Source organism: Enterobacter sp. V89_11 (genome assembly GCF_029967775.1).
GTDB lineage: Bacteria > Pseudomonadota > Gammaproteobacteria > Enterobacterales > Enterobacteriaceae > Enterobacter > Enterobacter ludwigii.
Genome location: NZ_JASCAN010000001.1, coordinates 138,819 through 155,604, shown reverse-complemented (window position 1 = coordinate 155,604; position 16,786 = coordinate 138,819). Strand labels below are relative to the sequence as shown.

Here is a 16,786-nt window from a genome sequence, read left to right as displayed (position 1 = left end):
GTACAAAAGAATGTGAAATTGTAAACACAAATGATAATCGAAATCATTTGTGTTTTGATGTTGGTTGGTGAAACTGGCTTTTATTCAAAGGGATAGGGTTTTGAGGCCCGGCAGACGGAGCGCCACCGGGCAAGAAGGGAGGAACTTACTTAAACAGATGCGCCGCATGGAAGCGGAGATGATCTTCAATAAATGACGCCATAAAGTAATAGCTGTGGTCATACCCTGGCTGGATACGCAGCGTCAGCGGCCAGTCCTTCTGGCGTGCCGCTTCGGCCAGAACCGCAGGTTGAAGCTGACCGGCGAGGAACTGATCCGCATCGCCCTGATCGATCAGCGTCGGGATGGCGTCCCCCGTGTTGCTGGCCAGCATCAGCGCACAGCTGTCCCACGCCTGCCATTTATCTGTGTCACTGCCCAGATAATGGGTGAAGGCTTTCTGACCCCATGGCACCTGAGTGGGGTTCACAATCGGGGCGAATGCCGACACGCTGGTGTATTTTCCCGGATTTTTCAGCGCCATTATCAACGCGCCGTGTCCACCCATGGAGTGTCCGCTAATGGCGCAGCGGTCGCTTACCTCAAATTCGGCCTGAACCAGCGCAGGCAGTTCGTCACGAATGTAATCATACATGCGGTAATGACGTGCCCAGGGCTGCTCTGTCGCGTTCAGGTAGAATCCGGCGCCTTTGCCCAGATCGTACCCGGCATCATCGGCGACATCATCGCCACGCGGGCTGGTATCAGGCATGACCAGCGCAATCCCCAGTTCAGCCGCAATACGCTGCGCGCCCGCTTTGGTGGTGAAGTTTTCGTCGGTACAGGTTAAACCGGACAGCCAGAACAGCACGGGTGGCTTTACGCCCGTTTCAGTTGGCGGCAAAAAAATGCTGAACGTCATGGCACAGTTCAGTACGCTGGAGTCGTGCCGCCAGCGCTGCTGTCGACCTTCAAAACAACGATGCTCTTCGAGCAGTTCCATGCAGGGCTCCTTAATACGAATTGCTATTTACTCGGCCCATAATACAGAGTTTTCATTTACCTGTGAGCAACTTTCACTTTCGCAGGACGGTAAGATGCGGCATCATAAATTAACTTTTCTTTAACAATTGGAGCGATCATGGCGCTGCGTATCGCGCTCAGTGGGTTTGTGGTTCTGGTGGTAGCGATGGGGATAGGGCGCTTTGCTTTTACCCCTCAGGTGCCGCTAATGATTGCCGCCGGGCAACTCACGCTCACCAGCGCGGGCCTGGTGGCGGCGATGAACTATCTGGGCTATCTGGTGGGAGCATGGGATGCAATGCGTGCGCACCGCTTCGTTGAAACACGCCTCTGGTTGGGTATTTTTGGTGCAGTTGCGCTGACGCTGCTTTCCGCTGCGGCCGATAACGCCGTGGTACATGGCCTGCTGCGCTTTGTGATTGGCTGCATGAGTGGCTGGTCGATGGTGCTGATTGCCGCCTGGACCAACGAGCGGCTGGGACAACTGGGGAAACCGGGTCTCAGCGCCGCGGTATTTGCCGGGCCAGGTGCAGGTATTGCGCTCAGCGGGCTGCTTGCCGTCTATATCCAGGCTAAGGCGCTTTCCGCCGGTGCAGCATGGCAAATCTACGGCGTACTGGCGCTGGTGCTTATCGCGCTGGTGGCCCGGTATCTGCCGCGTGCGGGTCAACTTCACCGGCCGGGCAGCGCACCGGAACCGCTCGTCCTGACGAAGAATTTAAAGCGCCTGGTCTGGAGCTACAGCCTGGCCGGGTTTGGCTATATCCTTCCGGCGACCTTTTTATCGCAAATGGCGGCCGTGCGTTTTCCCGGCAGTCTGTTTGCCCAGTTTGTCTGGCCGATATTTGGTATTGCCGCCGTGGCGGGCATTGCGCTCAGCATCGTTTTACGCCACACCTCAACCTCAAACCGCAGGCTGGCTATCGTATTGTGGTTGCAGGGGGCCGGCGTACTGGCAGCCTGGCTGTTGCCGGGGATTGGCGGGTTACTGACCGGCGGCTTGCTCGTTGGGGGCGGGTTCTTGTGTGCCGTTCAGCTCTCTTTACTTTATGGGCGCGAGCTGGCACCAGATCACACGCGCTACATGGCGGGACTGCTTACTACCGGTTATGCCATCGGTCAGTTGATTGGCCCGGTAACGTCGGCGTTATCGACGTGGCTCACGCACCGACTGGAGCCTGCGCTGGGGCTGGCGGGCGTCGCGCTGTTCATCGGCGGCGCACTGGTCTGGGATCGTCAGGCCGAAAGGCAACAGCAATTGCAATAATTATCGTCGTGAATACTGGATTATGTGCGCCGCCTCACGCACAATGAGCGCACACTTTTGCCACAACGAGGGCAAAAGACGCCACACCTGCAGGAGAAAAGAATGCCATCACTCAGTAAAGAAGCAGCCCTGGTTCACGAAGCTCTGGTTGCGCGTGGTCTTGAAACGCCACTGCGTCCACCCGTTCAGGAACTGGACAATGAAACCCGTAAGCATCTGATTGCTGGGCATATGACCGAGATCATGCAACTGCTGAATCTCGATCTGAGCGACGACAGTCTGATGGAGACGCCGCACCGTATCGCAAAAATGTACGTTGACGAAATTTTCTCCGGCCTGGATTACGCCAATTTCCCGAAAATCACCGTCATTGAAAACAAGATGAAGGTGGATGAGATGGTAACGGTACGTGATATCACGTTAACCAGTACCTGCGAACACCACTTCGTGACCATCGACGGTAAAGCGACCGTGGCTTATATTCCTAAAGATACGGTGATTGGTCTGTCGAAGATCAACCGCATCGTGCAGTTCTTTGCTCAGCGTCCACAGGTGCAGGAGCGTCTGACGCAGCAGATCCTGACCGCGCTGCAAACGCTGCTGGGCACCAATAACGTGGCAGTATCTATCGACGCCGTTCACTACTGTGTGAAAGCACGCGGCGTGCGTGATGCCACCAGTGCGACCACCACGACGTCGCTGGGCGGTCTGTTTAAATCCAGCCAGAACACCCGCCAGGAGTTTCTGCGCGCCGTGCGTCACCACAACTAATCTGACAGGGCAGGCTACATGGAGCGAAACGTCACGCTCGATTTTGTTCGAGGCGTCGCCATTCTCGGTATCCTGCTGCTTAACATCAGCGCCTTCGGCTTGCCGAAGGCGGCGTATCTCAATCCTGCGTGGTATGGCGACATCACCCGCAGCGATGCCTGGACGTGGGCCATCCTCGATCTCTTTGCCCAGGTCAAATTCCTCACCCTGTTTGCCCTGCTGTTTGGCGCGGGCCTGCAGTTACTGCTCAGGCGCGGCACGCGCTGGATCCAGTCGCGTCTGACGTTGCTGGTGATCCTCGGCTTTATTCACGGGCTGTTCTTCTGGGATGGCGACATTCTTCTCGCCTATGGCTTAGTCGGGCTGATTTGCTGGCGGCTCATTCGCGATGCGCACAGCGTAAAAAGCCTGTTTAACACGGGCGTGATGCTTTACGTCATGGGCCTTGGCGTGCTGTTACTGCTGGGGATAATCTCCGGTGATGCGGCAAACCGTTCATGGATCCCCGATGCCGCCAATCTTCAGTACGAGCAGTACTGGAAGCTGAAAGGAGGCACGGAAGCGATAAGCAACCGTGCGGATATGCTTGGCGATAACCTGCTGGCGCTGGGGGCGCAGTATGGCTGGCAGCTGGCAGGGATGATGCTGATGGGGGCATCACTGATGCGCACCGGCTGGCTGAAAGGGGAGTTTTCCCTTCGCCACTATCGCCTGACGGGAGCCGGGTTAATTCTTCTCGGCGTGCTGATTAATCTGCCGGCAGTGATCATGCAGTGGCATCTGCACTGGAACTACCGCTGGTGTGCGTTTCTGCTTCAGGTCCCGCGCGAGCTGAGCGCGCCCTTCCAGACGATTGGCTATGCGGCACTCATTTACGGCTTCTGGCCACAAATGTGTCGCGCATGGATTGTCAGTGCCATTGCCTGCGTAGGCCGTATGGCCCTCAGCAATTACATTCTGCAGACGCTGATATGCACCACGCTTTTCTATCGGTTTGGCCTGTTTATGAAGTTCGACCGGCTTTCGCTGCTGGCGTTTGTTATCCCGGTCTGGATGGTTAACCTGGCGTTTTCTGTTCTCTGGCTACGTTATTTCCGCCAGGGGCCGCTGGAGTGGGTGTGGCGTCAGTTAACCGCACATGCTTCAGGGGTATCATTGAGAAATACATCCAGATAACGATCTGGATCACAATCATTAACAAAACGGATGTAAACGTTTTCATCTGTGTGAGCTTCTTCACGTAGTCCCCTTTCTCTCGCTGCCAAAATAGCCACCTTGCTAAACACAGGGGGTGTCTGTGAGTTGCTGCAATCCTTTGAAGGATGGTGAATATGATCACCATTCGTGACGTCGCCCGTCAGGCGGGTGTTTCCGTGGCTACCGTCTCACGCGTGCTGAACAACAGCGCGCTGGTCAGCCCTGACACCCGCGAAACCGTAATGAAAGCCGTGACCCAGCTGGGTTATCGCCCTAATGCCAATGCGCAGGCGCTAGCCACGCAGGTCAGCGATACCATTGGCGTGGTGGTGATGGATGTCTCTGATGCCTTTTTCGGTGCGCTGGTTAAAGCGGTAGACGTTGTCGCTCAGCAGCATCAGAAATACGTGCTGATTGGCAACAGCTATCACGAGGCTGAAAAAGAGCGTCATGCGATTGAAGTGCTGATCCGCCAGCGTTGTAACGCACTGATTGTGCACTCAAAAGCCTTAAGCGATGACGAGATTTCCGGGTTTATGGAGCAAATCCCGGGCATGGTGCTGATCAACCGTATTGTGCCAGGGTATTCCCACCGCTGCGTCGGGCTGGATAACGTCAGCGGGGCGATGATGGCCACCAAAATGCTCATCAACAACGGGCATCAGCGGATCGGTTTTTTGGCCTCCAGCCATCATATTGAAGATGATGAGCTGCGGCGCGAAGGCTGGCAAAACGCCCTTAAAGAACAGGGTATTACGCCGTCTGAAAGCTGGGTCGGAACCGGAACGCCGGATATGCAGGGCGGGGAGGCGGCGATGGTGGAGTTACTGGGCCGTAATCTGCAGCTGTCTGCCGTGTTTGCCTATAACGATAACATGGCGGCCGGGGCGCTGACTGCGCTGAAGGATAACGGCATTGCGGTGCCACAGCATTTATCGTTGATTGGTTTTGATGATATTCCCATTGCCCGTTACACCGACCCGCAGCTGACCACCGTGCGTTACCCCATTGCCTCTATGGCCAAACTGGCCACTGAGCTGGCGTTACAGGGGGCGGCAGGGCTGCTGGATCCGGGCGCAACACACTGTTTCATGCCGACTTTAGTGCGTCGACATTCTGTCGCTGCCCGGCAAATTGTGGTTCCGATCACTAACTGATTACATCAGCTGATGTAACCGTTTTCAATCTGTGAGTAAATTCACAGTATCTTAACAAGGCGCTGACTATGATGTCAGCGTTTTAGGGGCTGAAACGCTATGTAACAGTGATTAATCACTTTCACCATAGCCAATGTGCCGCAAACAACGAATAAAACGCATTTCTGGAGCGTTACCGAACACGGAAGATAGAAATTTTATAAGTGAACTTCGGCTGTCAGTAACGTTTCATTAACACCTGCCTGCCGATCGTTATTCACAAGAACTACCCTGCATAAAAAAAACCGGAGATACCATGAATAAGAAGGTGTTGACCCTGTCTGCTGTAATGGCAAGCATGCTTTTTGGTGCAGCAGCGCACGCTGCGGATACCCGTATTGGTGTGACCATCTATAAATACGACGACAACTTCATGTCTGTTGTCCGTAAAGCTATCGAGAAAGATGCTAAAGCAGCGCCAGATGTTCAGCTGCTGATGAATGACTCCCAGAACGACCAGTCCAAACAGAACGACCAGATCGACGTTCTGCTGGCAAAAGGCGTGAAGGCACTGGCCATCAACCTGGTTGACCCAGCTGCGGCAGGCACGGTCATTGAAAAAGCGCGCGGCCAGAATGTGCCGATTGTCTTCTTCAACAAAGAACCTTCCCGTAAAGCGCTGGACAGCTATGACAAAGCGTTTTACGTCGGTACTGACTCCAAAGAGTCCGGCATTATTCAGGGCGATCTGATCGCTAAACACTGGGCGGCGAACCCGAACTGGGACCTGAACAAAGACGGCCAGATCCAGTTCGTACTGCTGAAAGGCGAACCAGGCCATCCGGATGCTGAAGCCCGTACCACTTACGTTATCAAAGAGCTGAATGATAAGGGCCTGAAAACCCAGCAGCTGGCATTAGATACCGCGATGTGGGATACCGCTCAGGCGAAAGATAAGATGGACGCGTGGCTGTCCGGCCCGAACGCTAACAAAATCGAAGTGGTGATTGCCAACAACGATGCGATGGCTATGGGTGCGGTAGAAGCGCTGAAAGCGCACAACAAATCAGCCATTCCTGTGTTCGGTGTGGATGCGCTGCCAGAAGCTCTGGCCCTGGTGAAATCCGGTGCAATGGCCGGGACCGTGCTGAACGATGCCAACAACCAGGCGAAAGCAACCTTCGATCTGGCGAAAAACCTGGCCGATGGCAAAGGTGCGGCAGACGGTACGACCTGGAAAATTGAAAACAAAATCGTTCGCGTACCTTACGTTGGCGTAGACCAGTCCAACCTGGCTGAGTTTATCGGTAAATAAGTTATTTGAATTGTCTTCACTGGGCGCAACTTGTTGCGCCCTTTTATAACGCGATATGCGAGGCCAACAAGGTATAATTATGGTCAGCACAAATACTCAGTCATCTGGTGAATACTTGTTGGAAATGAGCGCTATCAACAAGTCATTTCCCGGGGTTAAGGCACTCGATAATGTTAATTTAAAAGTTCGTCCTCACTCTATTCATGCATTAATGGGGGAGAACGGCGCAGGTAAATCAACATTATTAAAATGTCTTTTTGGGATCTATCAAAAAGATTCTGGCAGCATTCTTTTTCAGGGGAAAGAGATCGATTTCCATTCAGCAAAAGAAGCACTGGAAAACGGTATCTCAATGGTTCACCAGGAATTAAACCTGGTGCTGCAGCGTTCTGTTATGGATAACATGTGGCTGGGCCGTTATCCGACCAAAGGTGTCTTTGTCGATCAGGATAAAATGTATCGCGACACCAAAGCGATTTTCGATGAACTGGATATTGATATCGATCCGCGCGCCCGCGTGGGAACGTTATCCGTGTCCCAAATGCAGATGATCGAAATTGCCAAAGCGTTCTCCTATGATGCGAAAATCGTCATCATGGACGAACCGACATCGTCATTAACGGAAAAAGAGGTTAACCACCTTTTTACCATTATTCGTAAGCTCAAAGACCGCGGCTGCGGCATTGTTTATATCTCTCACAAAATGGAAGAGATCTTCCAGCTGTGTGATGAGATTACCATCCTGCGCGATGGCCAGTGGATTGCCACCCAGCCTCTCGAAGGGCTGGATATGGACAAGATCATCGCCATGATGGTGGGGCGCTCTCTGAACCAGCGCTTCCCGGACAAAGAGAACAAGCCGGGTGAAGTGATCCTTGAGGTTCGCAATCTCACCTCGCTGCGTCAGCCGTCTATTCGCGACGTCTCTTTTGACCTGCATAAGGGCGAAATTCTCGGTATCGCAGGTCTGGTCGGGGCAAAACGTACTGATATTGTCGAAACCCTGTTCGGTATTCGTGAGAAAGCCGCGGGCACCATCACGCTGCACGGTAAGAAAATCAATAACCACAGCGCTAACGAAGCTATTAATAATGGTTTTGCGCTGGTCACGGAAGAGCGTCGTTCGACCGGTATTTATGCGTATCTGGATATTAACTTTAACTCGTTAATTTCTAATATTCGCAACTATAAAAACAAAGTCGGGCTGCTGGATAACTCCCGCATGAAGAGCGATACCCAGTGGGTGATTGACTCCATGCGCGTCAAAACGCCAGGTCACCGCACGCAAATTGGTTCGCTGTCAGGCGGTAACCAGCAGAAGGTCATTATTGGGCGTTGGTTATTAACCCAGCCAGAAATTCTGATGCTGGATGAACCGACCCGCGGTATTGACGTCGGCGCGAAGTTTGAGATTTATCAGCTGATTGCCGAGCTGGCGAAAAAAAATAAAGGGATCATTATTATTTCTTCCGAAATGCCGGAATTGTTAGGGATCACAGATCGTATTCTGGTTATGAGCAATGGTCTCGTTGCCGGTATTGTTGACACCAAAACGACAACGCAAAACGAAATTTTGCGTCTTGCGTCTTTGCACCTTTAAGATCAGGGGCTCCTCATGAGTGCGTTAAATAAAAAAAGTTTTCTCACTTACCTGAAAGAAGGCGGTATTTACGTTGTTCTTTTAGTACTGCTGGCTATCATCATTTTCCAGGACCCTACGTTCTTAAGCCTGTTGAACCTCAGTAACATCCTGACCCAGTCCTCCGTGCGCATTATTATCGCGCTGGGCGTGGCGGGACTTATCGTGACGCAGGGGACTGACCTGTCAGCGGGACGTCAGGTTGGCCTCGCGGCGGTTATCGCGGCAACGCTGCTACAGTCGATGGAAAACGCCAACAAGGTGTTCCCGGAAATGGCGACCATGCCCATTTTCGTGGTAATCCTGATTGTCTGTGCGATCGGCGCAGTGATTGGTCTGATTAACGGCATCATTATCGCTTACCTGAACGTGACGCCATTTATCACCACCTTAGGTACGATGATCATCGTTTACGGTATCAACTCCCTGTACTACGACTTCGTGGGGGCGTCGCCAATCTCTGGCTTCGACAGCGGGTTCTCGACCTTTACGCAAGGGTTTATCGCGCTGGGCAGTTTCCGCCTGTCGTACATTACCTTCTACGCCCTGATTGCCGTCGCTTTTGTCTGGATCCTGTGGAACAAAACCCGCTTCGGTAAAAACATCTTCGCTATCGGCGGTAACCCGGAAGCGGCGAAAGTGTCCGGCGTCAACGTTGCCCTGAACCTGCTGATGATCTATGCCCTGTCAGGTGTGTTCTACGCCTTTGGTGGGATGCTGGAAGCGGGCCGTATCGGCTCTGCAACGAACAACCTGGGCTTCATGTACGAACTGGATGCGATCGCAGCCTGTGTGGTCGGCGGCGTCTCCTTTAGCGGCGGCGTGGGTACCGTGTTCGGCGTGGTAACCGGTGTCATCATCTTTACTGTGATCAACTACGGTCTGACCTACATCGGCGTGAACCCATACTGGCAGTACATCATCAAAGGCGGCATCATCATCTTTGCGGTCGCCCTGGATTCACTCAAATACGCGCGTAAAAAATAATCGCCTCTGGCATTACCTGGCCCGCTCATCGAGCGGGCTTTTTTGTGCTTCATGCCAGACTCGACTCCTCCCGGGTGACGATGCTCTCGAACCAGTCGAGCTCGGAGAGTTTGCAGGCAACCCACTGTTGAGAAAAAGCCTCTCCCAGGCTGTCGGTAAGATACTGACAGCGTGCAAATGTCTCGATCGCCTCCTGCTGAAACAGCGGCAGATCCGGCCCGTCCTGCTGAGGTTCAGGTAAATCCTGCTCGTCAAAATTTTCCAGTCCGTACAGCATTCCGCTCAGAAGCGTTGCCGCCACCAGATACGGGTTGGCATCAGCCCCGGCCAGCCGGTATTCAATACGCCGGTTATGGTCATCAGAGCAGGGAATACGCAGCGCGGCGGAGCGGGTGTTATAGCCCCAGGAGTTAAATAGCGGTTCCGTGAGGTTTTTACGCAGGCGGCGGAATGCGTTAACGCCAGGGGCGAGAATGGCGATGGAGGCGGGCATCAGCGCCAGCTGGCCAGCGATGCAGAGGCGCATCATGCTGTTCAGCGCTTCCACCGGTGACGCGAATACGTTTTCGCCATGAATATCGTTCAGGCTGAAATGGAAGTGCAAACCGCTGCCGGACTGCTGGCTGAACGGTTTGGCCATAAAGTTGGCCTGCAGACCTTGTTTCTCCGCAACGTAGCGGGTCAGGCGTCGCAGGGCCAGCACGTTATCGCAGACTTCAACGACGCGATGGCTATGCTTCAGGTTTAACTCGAACTGGCCAGATTCGGCTTCGGCCACGATCCCGGTCAGGGGGATACGCTGCAGGTGCGCCAGCTGCTCCAGCTCGTCAAACAGTGCCGCGTGTGCCGTTGAGGTATCCATATGAAAGCAGCCCTGATTTTGTGGATCCTGCGTGCCACGCCCGGTCAGGTAAAACTCAATTTCCGGGGCAATCACCGGGAAGAGCCCGTGCTGATGGAAACGAGCCAGAACGTTTTGCAATATCACCCTTGGCTCAAGCGGGCACGGTTTGCCGTCGCTCTCTTTCATGGTCAGCAGGATCTGCGCGTTATGCTGAGGGTCTTGCGAACAGGGGCGCAGGGAACCGCCGACGGGAACGCAGAGCCGGTCGGGCTCATCATCAATCGGGGCGGCTATTTTGCCTTTATGGTCCATGGAGTAGACGGAGAGGGGGAAGTAACAGCCTTTTTCCAGATTCAGCATGCTTTCCACCGAGAGCCGCTTGCCGCGCATAATGCCATTGATATCGTTCAGGTAAACGTCAATATGTTTTGTCTGCGGGTAACGTTCCAGGTAATCCGCCACTTCCAGCGAGAGGTTGTGCTGCATGGCATCAATTTTGTCATCAAGCCAGAGGCCAGCGTTGAGCGCCGTCGGAAGTGATAAACCCGGGAAGTTAAAATAGGGGCGGATATTTTTCAGGAAAAACGCATTCATTATTGAGTTCATAGTCATTCTTCAATGAAGCCGTAGCGGCAGTGAACTCAGCTTAAAAGGGGCGGCGTAAAGGCGGGATAAAAAGCGTTACGCCCGGTATAAAGAAAGTATAAAGGCGAGGCTATTTTTTCTCTTTTTTCTGCATATCAAGCAGTTGTTCTGGCGTGACGGCCGGGTAGCCCTGCGCATCTTCCGGCACTTCATGCATCGCCGGAATGGGTACCAGCGGACCTAAAAAGCGCGGTTCACGTTTGAAGATGTACAGATCGGCCAGAGCGCCAAAACGCGCGCCAAACTCACGTACGCGGACGCTCAGCATATCTTTTGGCGACGGCACGGCGTAGCACTGCGCCTGGATACCCATATGCAGTGCGATAAACAGCGCCCGTTCGCAGTGGAAGCGTTGGGTGATGATGATGAAATCGTTGGTATCGAAAACCTTGCGCGTACGCACGATGGAATCCAGAGTGCGGAACCCGGCGTAGTCGAGCACGATATCGGCCGGATCGACGCCGGCGGCAATCAGGTCTTTGCGCATGGTGACCGGTTCGTTATAGCTTTGCAGCGCATTATCGCCGCTCAGCAGCAGGTAATTCACTTTGCCGCTGTTATACGCGTTCAGCGCGCCCTGAATGCGGTAACGGTAATACTGATTAATTACCCCAGTGCGGTAATACTTGGCGGTACCCAGCACAACGCCGACCTGACGATAGGGCAGGTCCTGCAGGTCGTCAAAGATATACGGAGCCGTTTTCCAGCTCATCCAGCGATCAAGACCCAGCACGATCAACAGCAGTATGCCGACCAGGACAGACAGGCTGTAAAAAGCGCGCTTTAACATGCAGATGGCTCGTACCGAAGGTGAAATTTAACTCAGGCTACTTTACCCGCCTGGTTAGCGCAAGAAACAGCGAATCAACTGAGGGGTTTTTCAGCAAAGCGGCGGGCATTTCTGCCCGCCGGAGGCATTACGCAAGCAAAACACGGTCAATAGTTGAGCAGCCGAGCGCTTTCAGCGTTGCGGCGGTGGCATCCCACTGGATCAACGGCGCGTCGGCTTTCTCTGCCAGAATAGCGCGCTGAATGTCCGGGTAGTCATAGCCATTGAGGCTCAGCAAATTCAGGGCGCCCTGAAGTGGTGGCAGCGTCGGGTTAAAGGCGGCGTTTTCGGCATAGCTGCCGGTGAAGATGCGACCATCACGACACTGTAGCGCCACACCGCTTGGGGAGTGACTGTATGGCGTGTGGCTCTTGTTCGCCGCACGAATCGCGGCTTCGCTCAGCGCATCGCCGGAAAGGGCAAAACCGTGATCCTGTTCATCCATCAGCAGTGTTTTGATGTCGAGATCTTTCGGACCAAACGCGTCAGGCAGGTAATCCCCGAGGGTATGCGGCGCACGGCCTGGCAGATTGATGCGTAACGCCAGCCCGCTGTTCAGCTCGTTCATGAACTGGCGGCAGTGGCCGCAAGGGGTGTAGTTAACGGTAATGGCGCTCAGCGCTTGTTCACCGCGCAGCCAGGCGTGGCTGATGGCGCTTTGTTCCGCGTGAACGGTCTGCTGCATGGTCGCGCCGAGGAACTCCATGTTGCCACCGAAGTACCAGGTTCCGCTTACGCCGCGTGCAATTGCACCGACGTTGAAATGAGAAAGATCGGCGCGGGCGCAGGCCGCCGCCAGCGGCAGCAGCGCGAAGGCCAGCGCGTCGTCGTCCAGCCCTGTGGCTTCTTTCAGTGCCGTGACGTGTTCAGCCGTCAGCAGGGCCGGGAAATGCTCATCCGCCAGAATCGGGGCCAGAGCTGATTGCACATTCTCTGCAAGCTGGGCGAAAGCAGCTTGAAAACGTGGATGCATGGCGTTTGCCTCATAAAGGTTAATGGATCGGTAGTTTACGGAGCCGCTGGGGCTTTATATGTGATCCACTTCTCATTATGTATGCAACTTATGAAAACAAAATGAAATTTGCGCGACGCATCGCAAATTTTAACCCATGACCGCCACAATCAGCGGGAAAATAAACGGTGCGAGCAGGGAGGTGATAATCCCGCAGATCACCAGTGCGAGTGAGCTAAACGCCCCTTCCTGATAATCCAGTTCAGCGCAGCGCGCGGTGCCCAGGGCGTGCGACGCGGTACCCATCGCCAGACCTCGTGCCGCTTTGGTGTGGATACGCATCGCATTCAGCAGGGTATGTCCAAAGACCGCGCCGAGGATCCCCACGAATATCACACACATGGCGCTGATGGCCGGAATCCCCCCCAGGCTGCCGCCCACGGCCATCGCAATAGGCGTGGTGACCGACTTAGGCAGAATAGAGGCCGCAATTTGCGGGGACGCGCCCATCAGCAGCGCCACCGAGGTGCCGGTGATCATCGCCACCAGGCTCCCGACAAAACAGATGGTAATGATGGATTTCCAGCGGGCGCGGATCTGGTGCAATTGCTCATATAAAGGAAAGGCGAGCGCCACCACGGCGGGCTGCAGAAGGTCGTTCAAAATTTTGCTGCCGGCAAAGTAGCGTTCATAAGGAATGCCGGTGAGAAGCAGGAACGGGATAATCACCACCATCGCCACCAGCAGCGGATTAAGTAACGGCATTTTGAAACGCGCGGCGAGTTTGCGTGCGGCGAAGAACACTGCCAGCGTTAACGGCAGCGACCACCAGATATTGGCCATCATTGTTTTGTTCCTTTCTGCCCAACCACTTTACGTTCGCCATGCACCAGATGCGAACTCCAGCTTACTACCAGGAAAACCACCAGCGTACTGACCGCGCAGGAGACCACAATGGGTCCGAACTGCGCCTGGAGCAAATCAAAATACTGCATAACCCCGACGCCGATAGGCACGAACAGCAGCGCCATATAGCGAATAAGGACAAAGCAGCCAGGGTTAACCCATCTGGCAGGCAGAATTTGCAATGCCAGCAAAACAAAGAGGATCAACATTCCGATGATGCTGCCGGGAATGGTGATGGGAAGCAGGGATGCGATAAAGATTCCGGCATACAGGCAGGCGTAAATCAGGACGAATGCGCGAAGATATTGCCAGATAATGTTCAATGATTTTCTCATGGTGAAAGTCCTTGATGAAACGCATTCATCATACAATTAAACCTAAAAATGTGCCACGGATCACATCATGAATTTTGAGCATACCAGACATTCCGAAATGGAACGTCTGGTATAACCTCACCGGGTTAACCGCCGGGCTTTCCTCACGCCGGGAGAGCGGCTACTATAGCGCGTCTTTTTTCACAGGTACTGCTATGCGTGTTTTACTGGCCCCAATGGAAGGCGTGCTCGACTCTCTCGTGCGCGAGCTTCTGACCGAGGTGAACGACTACGATCTCTGCGTGACGGAGTTTTTGCGCGTGGTCGATATGTTGTTGCCAGTAAAATCATTCTATCGCCTTTGCCCGGAACTGCATCATCAGAGCCGCACCTCTTCCGGCACGCTGGTGCGCATTCAGCTACTGGGTCAGTATCCCGAATGGCTGGCGGAGAACGCGGCTCGTGCCGTAGAGCTTGGTTCCTTTGGGGTTGATCTCAACTGCGGTTGCCCATCCAAACTGGTGAATGGCAGCGGTGGCGGTGCCACCTTGCTGAAAGATCCGGAGCTGATTTACCGTGGCGCAAAAGCCATGCGTGAGGCTGTACCGTCGCATCTGCCGGTGACGGTAAAGGTGCGTCTTGGATGGGACAGCGACGCGCGTCAATTTGAGATTGCCGATGCCGTGCAGCAGGCCGGGTCCACTGAGCTGGTGGTGCATGGCCGCACCAAAGAAGATGGCTATAAAGCCGAACGTATTAACTGGCAGGCGATTGGCGAGATCCGCAAAAGACTCACCATTCCCGTTATTGCCAACGGGGAAATCTGGGATTACGAAAGCGCGCAGGCGTGCCTGAAAGAGACTGGCTGCGATGCGGTGATGATTGGCCGCGGCGCGCTTAACGTACCAAACCTCAGCCGGGTGATTAAATATAACGAACCACGTATGCCGTGGGCTGATGTGGTCACGCTACTGAAAAAATACAGCCGCCTCGAAAAACAGGGTGATACCGGGTTATATCACGTCGCGCGAATTAAGCAGTGGCTCAGTTATTTACGCAAAGAGTACAGTGAAGCGCTGGGGTTATTTCAGGAGATCCGCACGCTGCAGACTTCCGCTGATATTGCACGGGTGATTCAGTCCAAATAATAAGCGTTAATTTGCTCACACTTTTTTAAAATATAAAACAAAGCAGGTTTTCAACGTGACGCCACGATGTTAAGGTGCCACTGTATTCAACGCAGGATTGTTACTGGTTAACAGGCAAAACCTAAGCGTTTCACAGCACGTATCGCTGTGGAGCGCTTAGGTTTTTTTTTGCCTGTCATTTACGCAGGAGAGAAATTTGGCTTAACAATTTTTACTGACGTCTTTCACTGAAATGAATAATTAAATCGCGACAGGAAAAGAGAATTTTCCTGCGACGGCTTACGCACTCAATACTCACTCACAGGTTGTTATGATGGCATATAAAAATATACACACTACACTGTGCGCGCTCGCCTTAATAACATTCCCCTCTTTATCAGGGGCACAGGAATGGAATGGAACGGTGTTAGGTTTTGAAGCGCCACCGGACCCTCTCCTGGGCGATATGGGCGGCATCCGCAAGATCATTAACGATAACGGGTTTACTTATAATCTGGGCTATCTGAACGAAATCGCCTGGAACGGAGGTGGCGGCTATAACCATGATTCTCACGTGGCGTATATTGATCAGTTTGCGCTGACCTTTAATCAGGATCTGGAGCGCTGGACAGGCGTGCCGGATGCGCAGATCGAAGGAAATATCGTCAACCGTAATCACAATGACGATCTCACCACCAGGCGTGTTCAGGATCCGCGCGTTAACTTTAACGACCTGACCCAGGAAAGCTGGGGAGGGCAGTCCATTACCCGCCTGGGCTGGCTCACCTTTGCCCGCAGTTTTGACGATCGGCGTCTGACCTGGCGCATCGGGATGATGAACAAAGTGCAAACCTTTGATCAAATCATTCCGTGTGACTTCCAGTTGCTCTCGCAGTGCGGCGGGAAATCTGCCAACTCACTGACCTGGAACAACTGGAACGTGCATACCTGGGGCTCCACGCTAGCGTATAAAGTAACGCCCACGCTGACCATAAAAGGCGGTGTGATGGAGCAAAACCCGGACGCGTCAAGCCGTAGTCATGCCTGGAGCTGGTCAACAAAGGGCAGTAAAGGAATATTACTCCCGGTTGAAATCGAAGCGCGTCCGCATATCAACGGTCTGCCGGGCGCGTACAATCTGGGCGTAGTGTTTACCAATGCGCCGCAAACCGATTTTTACCGGGGTAAATCCGGTGGGGCGGGTGCGAGCGACCCGGATGGATTTGATAAGCACAACCGCACCTGGTTTATGTATGCCGGGCTAAACCAGCAACTGACCCAACATCAAAATGATCCGAATCGTGGGTTGAGCGCCTCTTTCAGCATGAGTCTTGCCGATCAACGCACGAACTCTATGCACCAGGTATACTCTGCCTCACTGCGATACCGTGGGTTGTTTGATGCGCGTCCACAAGACTGGATTGGCTTCGGTCTGACCTGGATTGATATGAGCAGCCAGTACGCACGCAACCAACGTTACCTGAACAGCCTGAGCGGGGCTTCCGATTATAACGATCCGGCATACCATCCTGTGCCGGACCATTCGCTGAACGGTGAGTTCTACTATCGCTTTCGTCCGCTGTCATGGCTGGAGCTACAGCCGGGCATCCAATACTGGCACCATCCTGGTGGGGTTTCCCGCACGCAGGATGCCTGGGTAACTGAGCTGAAAACGGTGGTGACCTTCTGAGATCACCGTCGCAAGTTCGATCTGCGTCACGTTTCTTACTCGTGACATATTGAGGCTACGAATGAAACTGATAGAGTGCCAGAACTGGATTGTTACTGCTTAGGCAGGCAAAACCTGATTTTCTGGCATCTGCCGGAGGTCAGGTTTTTTTGTTTCTGGGGTTCC

The 16,786-nt window shown here is 53.7% G+C and carries 15 protein-coding genes; 9 read left to right on the top strand and 6 right to left on the bottom strand.

Translation table 11 applies throughout. From position 1 onward, the window contains the following. Positions 1–145: 145 nt before the first annotated feature. The gene (gene fghA, locus QLG09_RS00670; RefSeq protein ID WP_014170912.1) at positions 146–982 is read right to left on the bottom strand and encodes an S-formylglutathione hydrolase; all 837 of its coding nucleotides are present in this window, start codon (positions 980–982) and stop codon (positions 146–148) included. A 138-nt stretch (positions 983–1,120) separates the two neighbouring features. Here fghA and QLG09_RS00665 point away from each other — a divergent pair, with 138 nt between their 5' ends. The 7 genes from QLG09_RS00665 to mglC all read left to right on the top strand — a co-directional run bounded on the left by QLG09_RS00665 (position 1,121) and on the right by mglC (position 9,314). Next, entirely contained in the window at positions 1,121–2,269 is a 1,149-nt protein-coding gene (locus tag QLG09_RS00665) for a YbfB/YjiJ family MFS transporter (protein WP_032678574.1), read from the top strand. A gap of 102 nt (positions 2,270–2,371) precedes the next feature. Next, complete coding sequence (folE, locus tag QLG09_RS00660) at positions 2,372–3,040, top strand: GTP cyclohydrolase I FolE (RefSeq protein WP_020883194.1); 669 nt, start codon at positions 2,372–2,374, stop codon at positions 3,038–3,040. 18 nt (positions 3,041–3,058) lie between these two features. Then, positions 3,059–4,216 (top strand): DUF418 domain-containing protein YeiB, encoded by a 1,158-nt coding sequence (gene yeiB / locus QLG09_RS00655; protein WP_014170909.1) that lies wholly within the window; start codon positions 3,059–3,061, stop codon positions 4,214–4,216. Between the two features lie 155 nt (positions 4,217–4,371). Further along, the gene (gene galS / locus QLG09_RS00650) at positions 4,372–5,394 is read left to right on the top strand and encodes an HTH-type transcriptional regulator GalS (RefSeq protein WP_282488671.1); all 1,023 of its coding nucleotides are present in this window, start codon (positions 4,372–4,374) and stop codon (positions 5,392–5,394) included. Between the two features lie 295 nt (positions 5,395–5,689). Then, positions 5,690–6,688 (top strand): galactose/glucose ABC transporter substrate-binding protein MglB, encoded by a 999-nt coding sequence (mglB, locus tag QLG09_RS00645; protein ID WP_014170907.1) that lies wholly within the window; start codon positions 5,690–5,692, stop codon positions 6,686–6,688. Positions 6,689–6,767: 79 nt separating this feature from the next. Beyond that, a complete protein-coding gene (gene mglA / locus QLG09_RS00640) occupies positions 6,768–8,288 on the top strand; it encodes a galactose/methyl galactoside ABC transporter ATP-binding protein MglA (protein WP_020883197.1) in 1,521 nt (506 codons plus the stop codon). Between the two features lie 15 nt (positions 8,289–8,303). After that, positions 8,304–9,314, top strand: a complete 1,011-nt coding sequence (gene mglC / locus QLG09_RS00635) for a galactose/methyl galactoside ABC transporter permease MglC (RefSeq protein WP_014170905.1) — start codon at positions 8,304–8,306, stop codon at positions 9,312–9,314. Between the two features lie 49 nt (positions 9,315–9,363). On the opposite strand, the gene QLG09_RS00630 is transcribed toward mglC, so the two are convergent. From QLG09_RS00630 to QLG09_RS00610, 5 genes are all read right to left on the bottom strand, one after another. Continuing rightward, positions 9,364–10,752, bottom strand: a complete 1,389-nt coding sequence (locus QLG09_RS00630) for a glutamine synthetase family protein (protein ID WP_049023022.1) — start codon at positions 10,750–10,752, stop codon at positions 9,364–9,366. Positions 10,753–10,873: 121 nt separating this feature from the next. After that, entirely contained in the window at positions 10,874–11,593 is a 720-nt protein-coding gene (gene sanA / locus QLG09_RS00625; protein ID WP_014170903.1) for an outer membrane permeability protein SanA, read from the bottom strand. A 127-nt stretch (positions 11,594–11,720) separates the two neighbouring features. After that, a complete protein-coding gene (cdd, locus tag QLG09_RS00620; protein WP_047955879.1) occupies positions 11,721–12,605 on the bottom strand; it encodes a cytidine deaminase in 885 nt (294 codons plus the stop codon). A 129-nt stretch (positions 12,606–12,734) separates the two neighbouring features. Continuing rightward, on the bottom strand, positions 12,735–13,430 hold the full coding sequence (locus QLG09_RS00615) for a CidB/LrgB family autolysis modulator (protein WP_014170901.1): 696 nt from the start codon (positions 13,428–13,430) through the stop codon (positions 12,735–12,737). Next, positions 13,427–13,825, bottom strand: coding sequence for a CidA/LrgA family protein (locus tag QLG09_RS00610; protein WP_020883202.1), 399 nt, complete (start codon positions 13,823–13,825; stop codon positions 13,427–13,429). The genes QLG09_RS00615 and QLG09_RS00610 overlap by 4 nt, the downstream gene beginning before the upstream one ends. A gap of 194 nt (positions 13,826–14,019) precedes the next feature. Here QLG09_RS00610 and dusC point away from each other — a divergent pair, with 194 nt between their 5' ends. After that, positions 14,020–14,952, top strand: a complete 933-nt coding sequence (gene dusC, locus QLG09_RS00605; protein WP_049022986.1) for a tRNA dihydrouridine(16) synthase DusC — start codon at positions 14,020–14,022, stop codon at positions 14,950–14,952. Between the two features lie 310 nt (positions 14,953–15,262). Continuing rightward, positions 15,263–16,621 (top strand): carbohydrate porin, encoded by a 1,359-nt coding sequence (locus QLG09_RS00600; protein WP_282488670.1) that lies wholly within the window; start codon positions 15,263–15,265, stop codon positions 16,619–16,621. Positions 16,622–16,786: the final 165 nt, after the last annotated feature.

What these genes read in the sequence shown, in the direction of transcription:
- QLG09_RS00610 (WP_020883202.1), bottom strand. Translation starts at nt 13,825, where the DNA reads ATGAGAAAATCATTGAACATTATCTGGCAATATCTTCGCGCATTCGTC.
- QLG09_RS00630 (WP_049023022.1), bottom strand. Translation starts at nt 10,752, where the DNA reads ATGAATGCGTTTTTCCTGAAAAATATCCGCCCCTATTTTAACTTCCCG.
- QLG09_RS00615 (WP_014170901.1), bottom strand. Translation starts at nt 13,430, where the DNA reads ATGATGGCCAATATCTGGTGGTCGCTGCCGTTAACGCTGGCAGTGTTC.
- QLG09_RS00600 (WP_282488670.1), top strand. Translation starts at nt 15,263, where the DNA reads ATGATGGCATATAAAAATATACACACTACACTGTGCGCGCTCGCCTTA.
- dusC (WP_049022986.1), top strand. Translation starts at nt 14,020, where the DNA reads ATGCGTGTTTTACTGGCCCCAATGGAAGGCGTGCTCGACTCTCTCGTG.
- mglA (WP_020883197.1), top strand. Translation starts at nt 6,768, where the DNA reads ATGGTCAGCACAAATACTCAGTCATCTGGTGAATACTTGTTGGAAATG.
- mglC (WP_014170905.1), top strand. Translation starts at nt 8,304, where the DNA reads ATGAGTGCGTTAAATAAAAAAAGTTTTCTCACTTACCTGAAAGAAGGC.
- fghA (WP_014170912.1), bottom strand. Translation starts at nt 982, where the DNA reads ATGGAACTGCTCGAAGAGCATCGTTGTTTTGAAGGTCGACAGCAGCGC.
- galS (WP_282488671.1), top strand. Translation starts at nt 4,372, where the DNA reads ATGATCACCATTCGTGACGTCGCCCGTCAGGCGGGTGTTTCCGTGGCT.
- yeiB (WP_014170909.1), top strand. Translation starts at nt 3,059, where the DNA reads ATGGAGCGAAACGTCACGCTCGATTTTGTTCGAGGCGTCGCCATTCTC.
- sanA (WP_014170903.1), bottom strand. Translation starts at nt 11,593, where the DNA reads ATGTTAAAGCGCGCTTTTTACAGCCTGTCTGTCCTGGTCGGCATACTG.
- QLG09_RS00665 (WP_032678574.1), top strand. Translation starts at nt 1,121, where the DNA reads ATGGCGCTGCGTATCGCGCTCAGTGGGTTTGTGGTTCTGGTGGTAGCG.
- mglB (WP_014170907.1), top strand. Translation starts at nt 5,690, where the DNA reads ATGAATAAGAAGGTGTTGACCCTGTCTGCTGTAATGGCAAGCATGCTT.
- folE (WP_020883194.1), top strand. Translation starts at nt 2,372, where the DNA reads ATGCCATCACTCAGTAAAGAAGCAGCCCTGGTTCACGAAGCTCTGGTT.
- cdd (WP_047955879.1), bottom strand. Translation starts at nt 12,605, where the DNA reads ATGCATCCACGTTTTCAAGCTGCTTTCGCCCAGCTTGCAGAGAATGTG.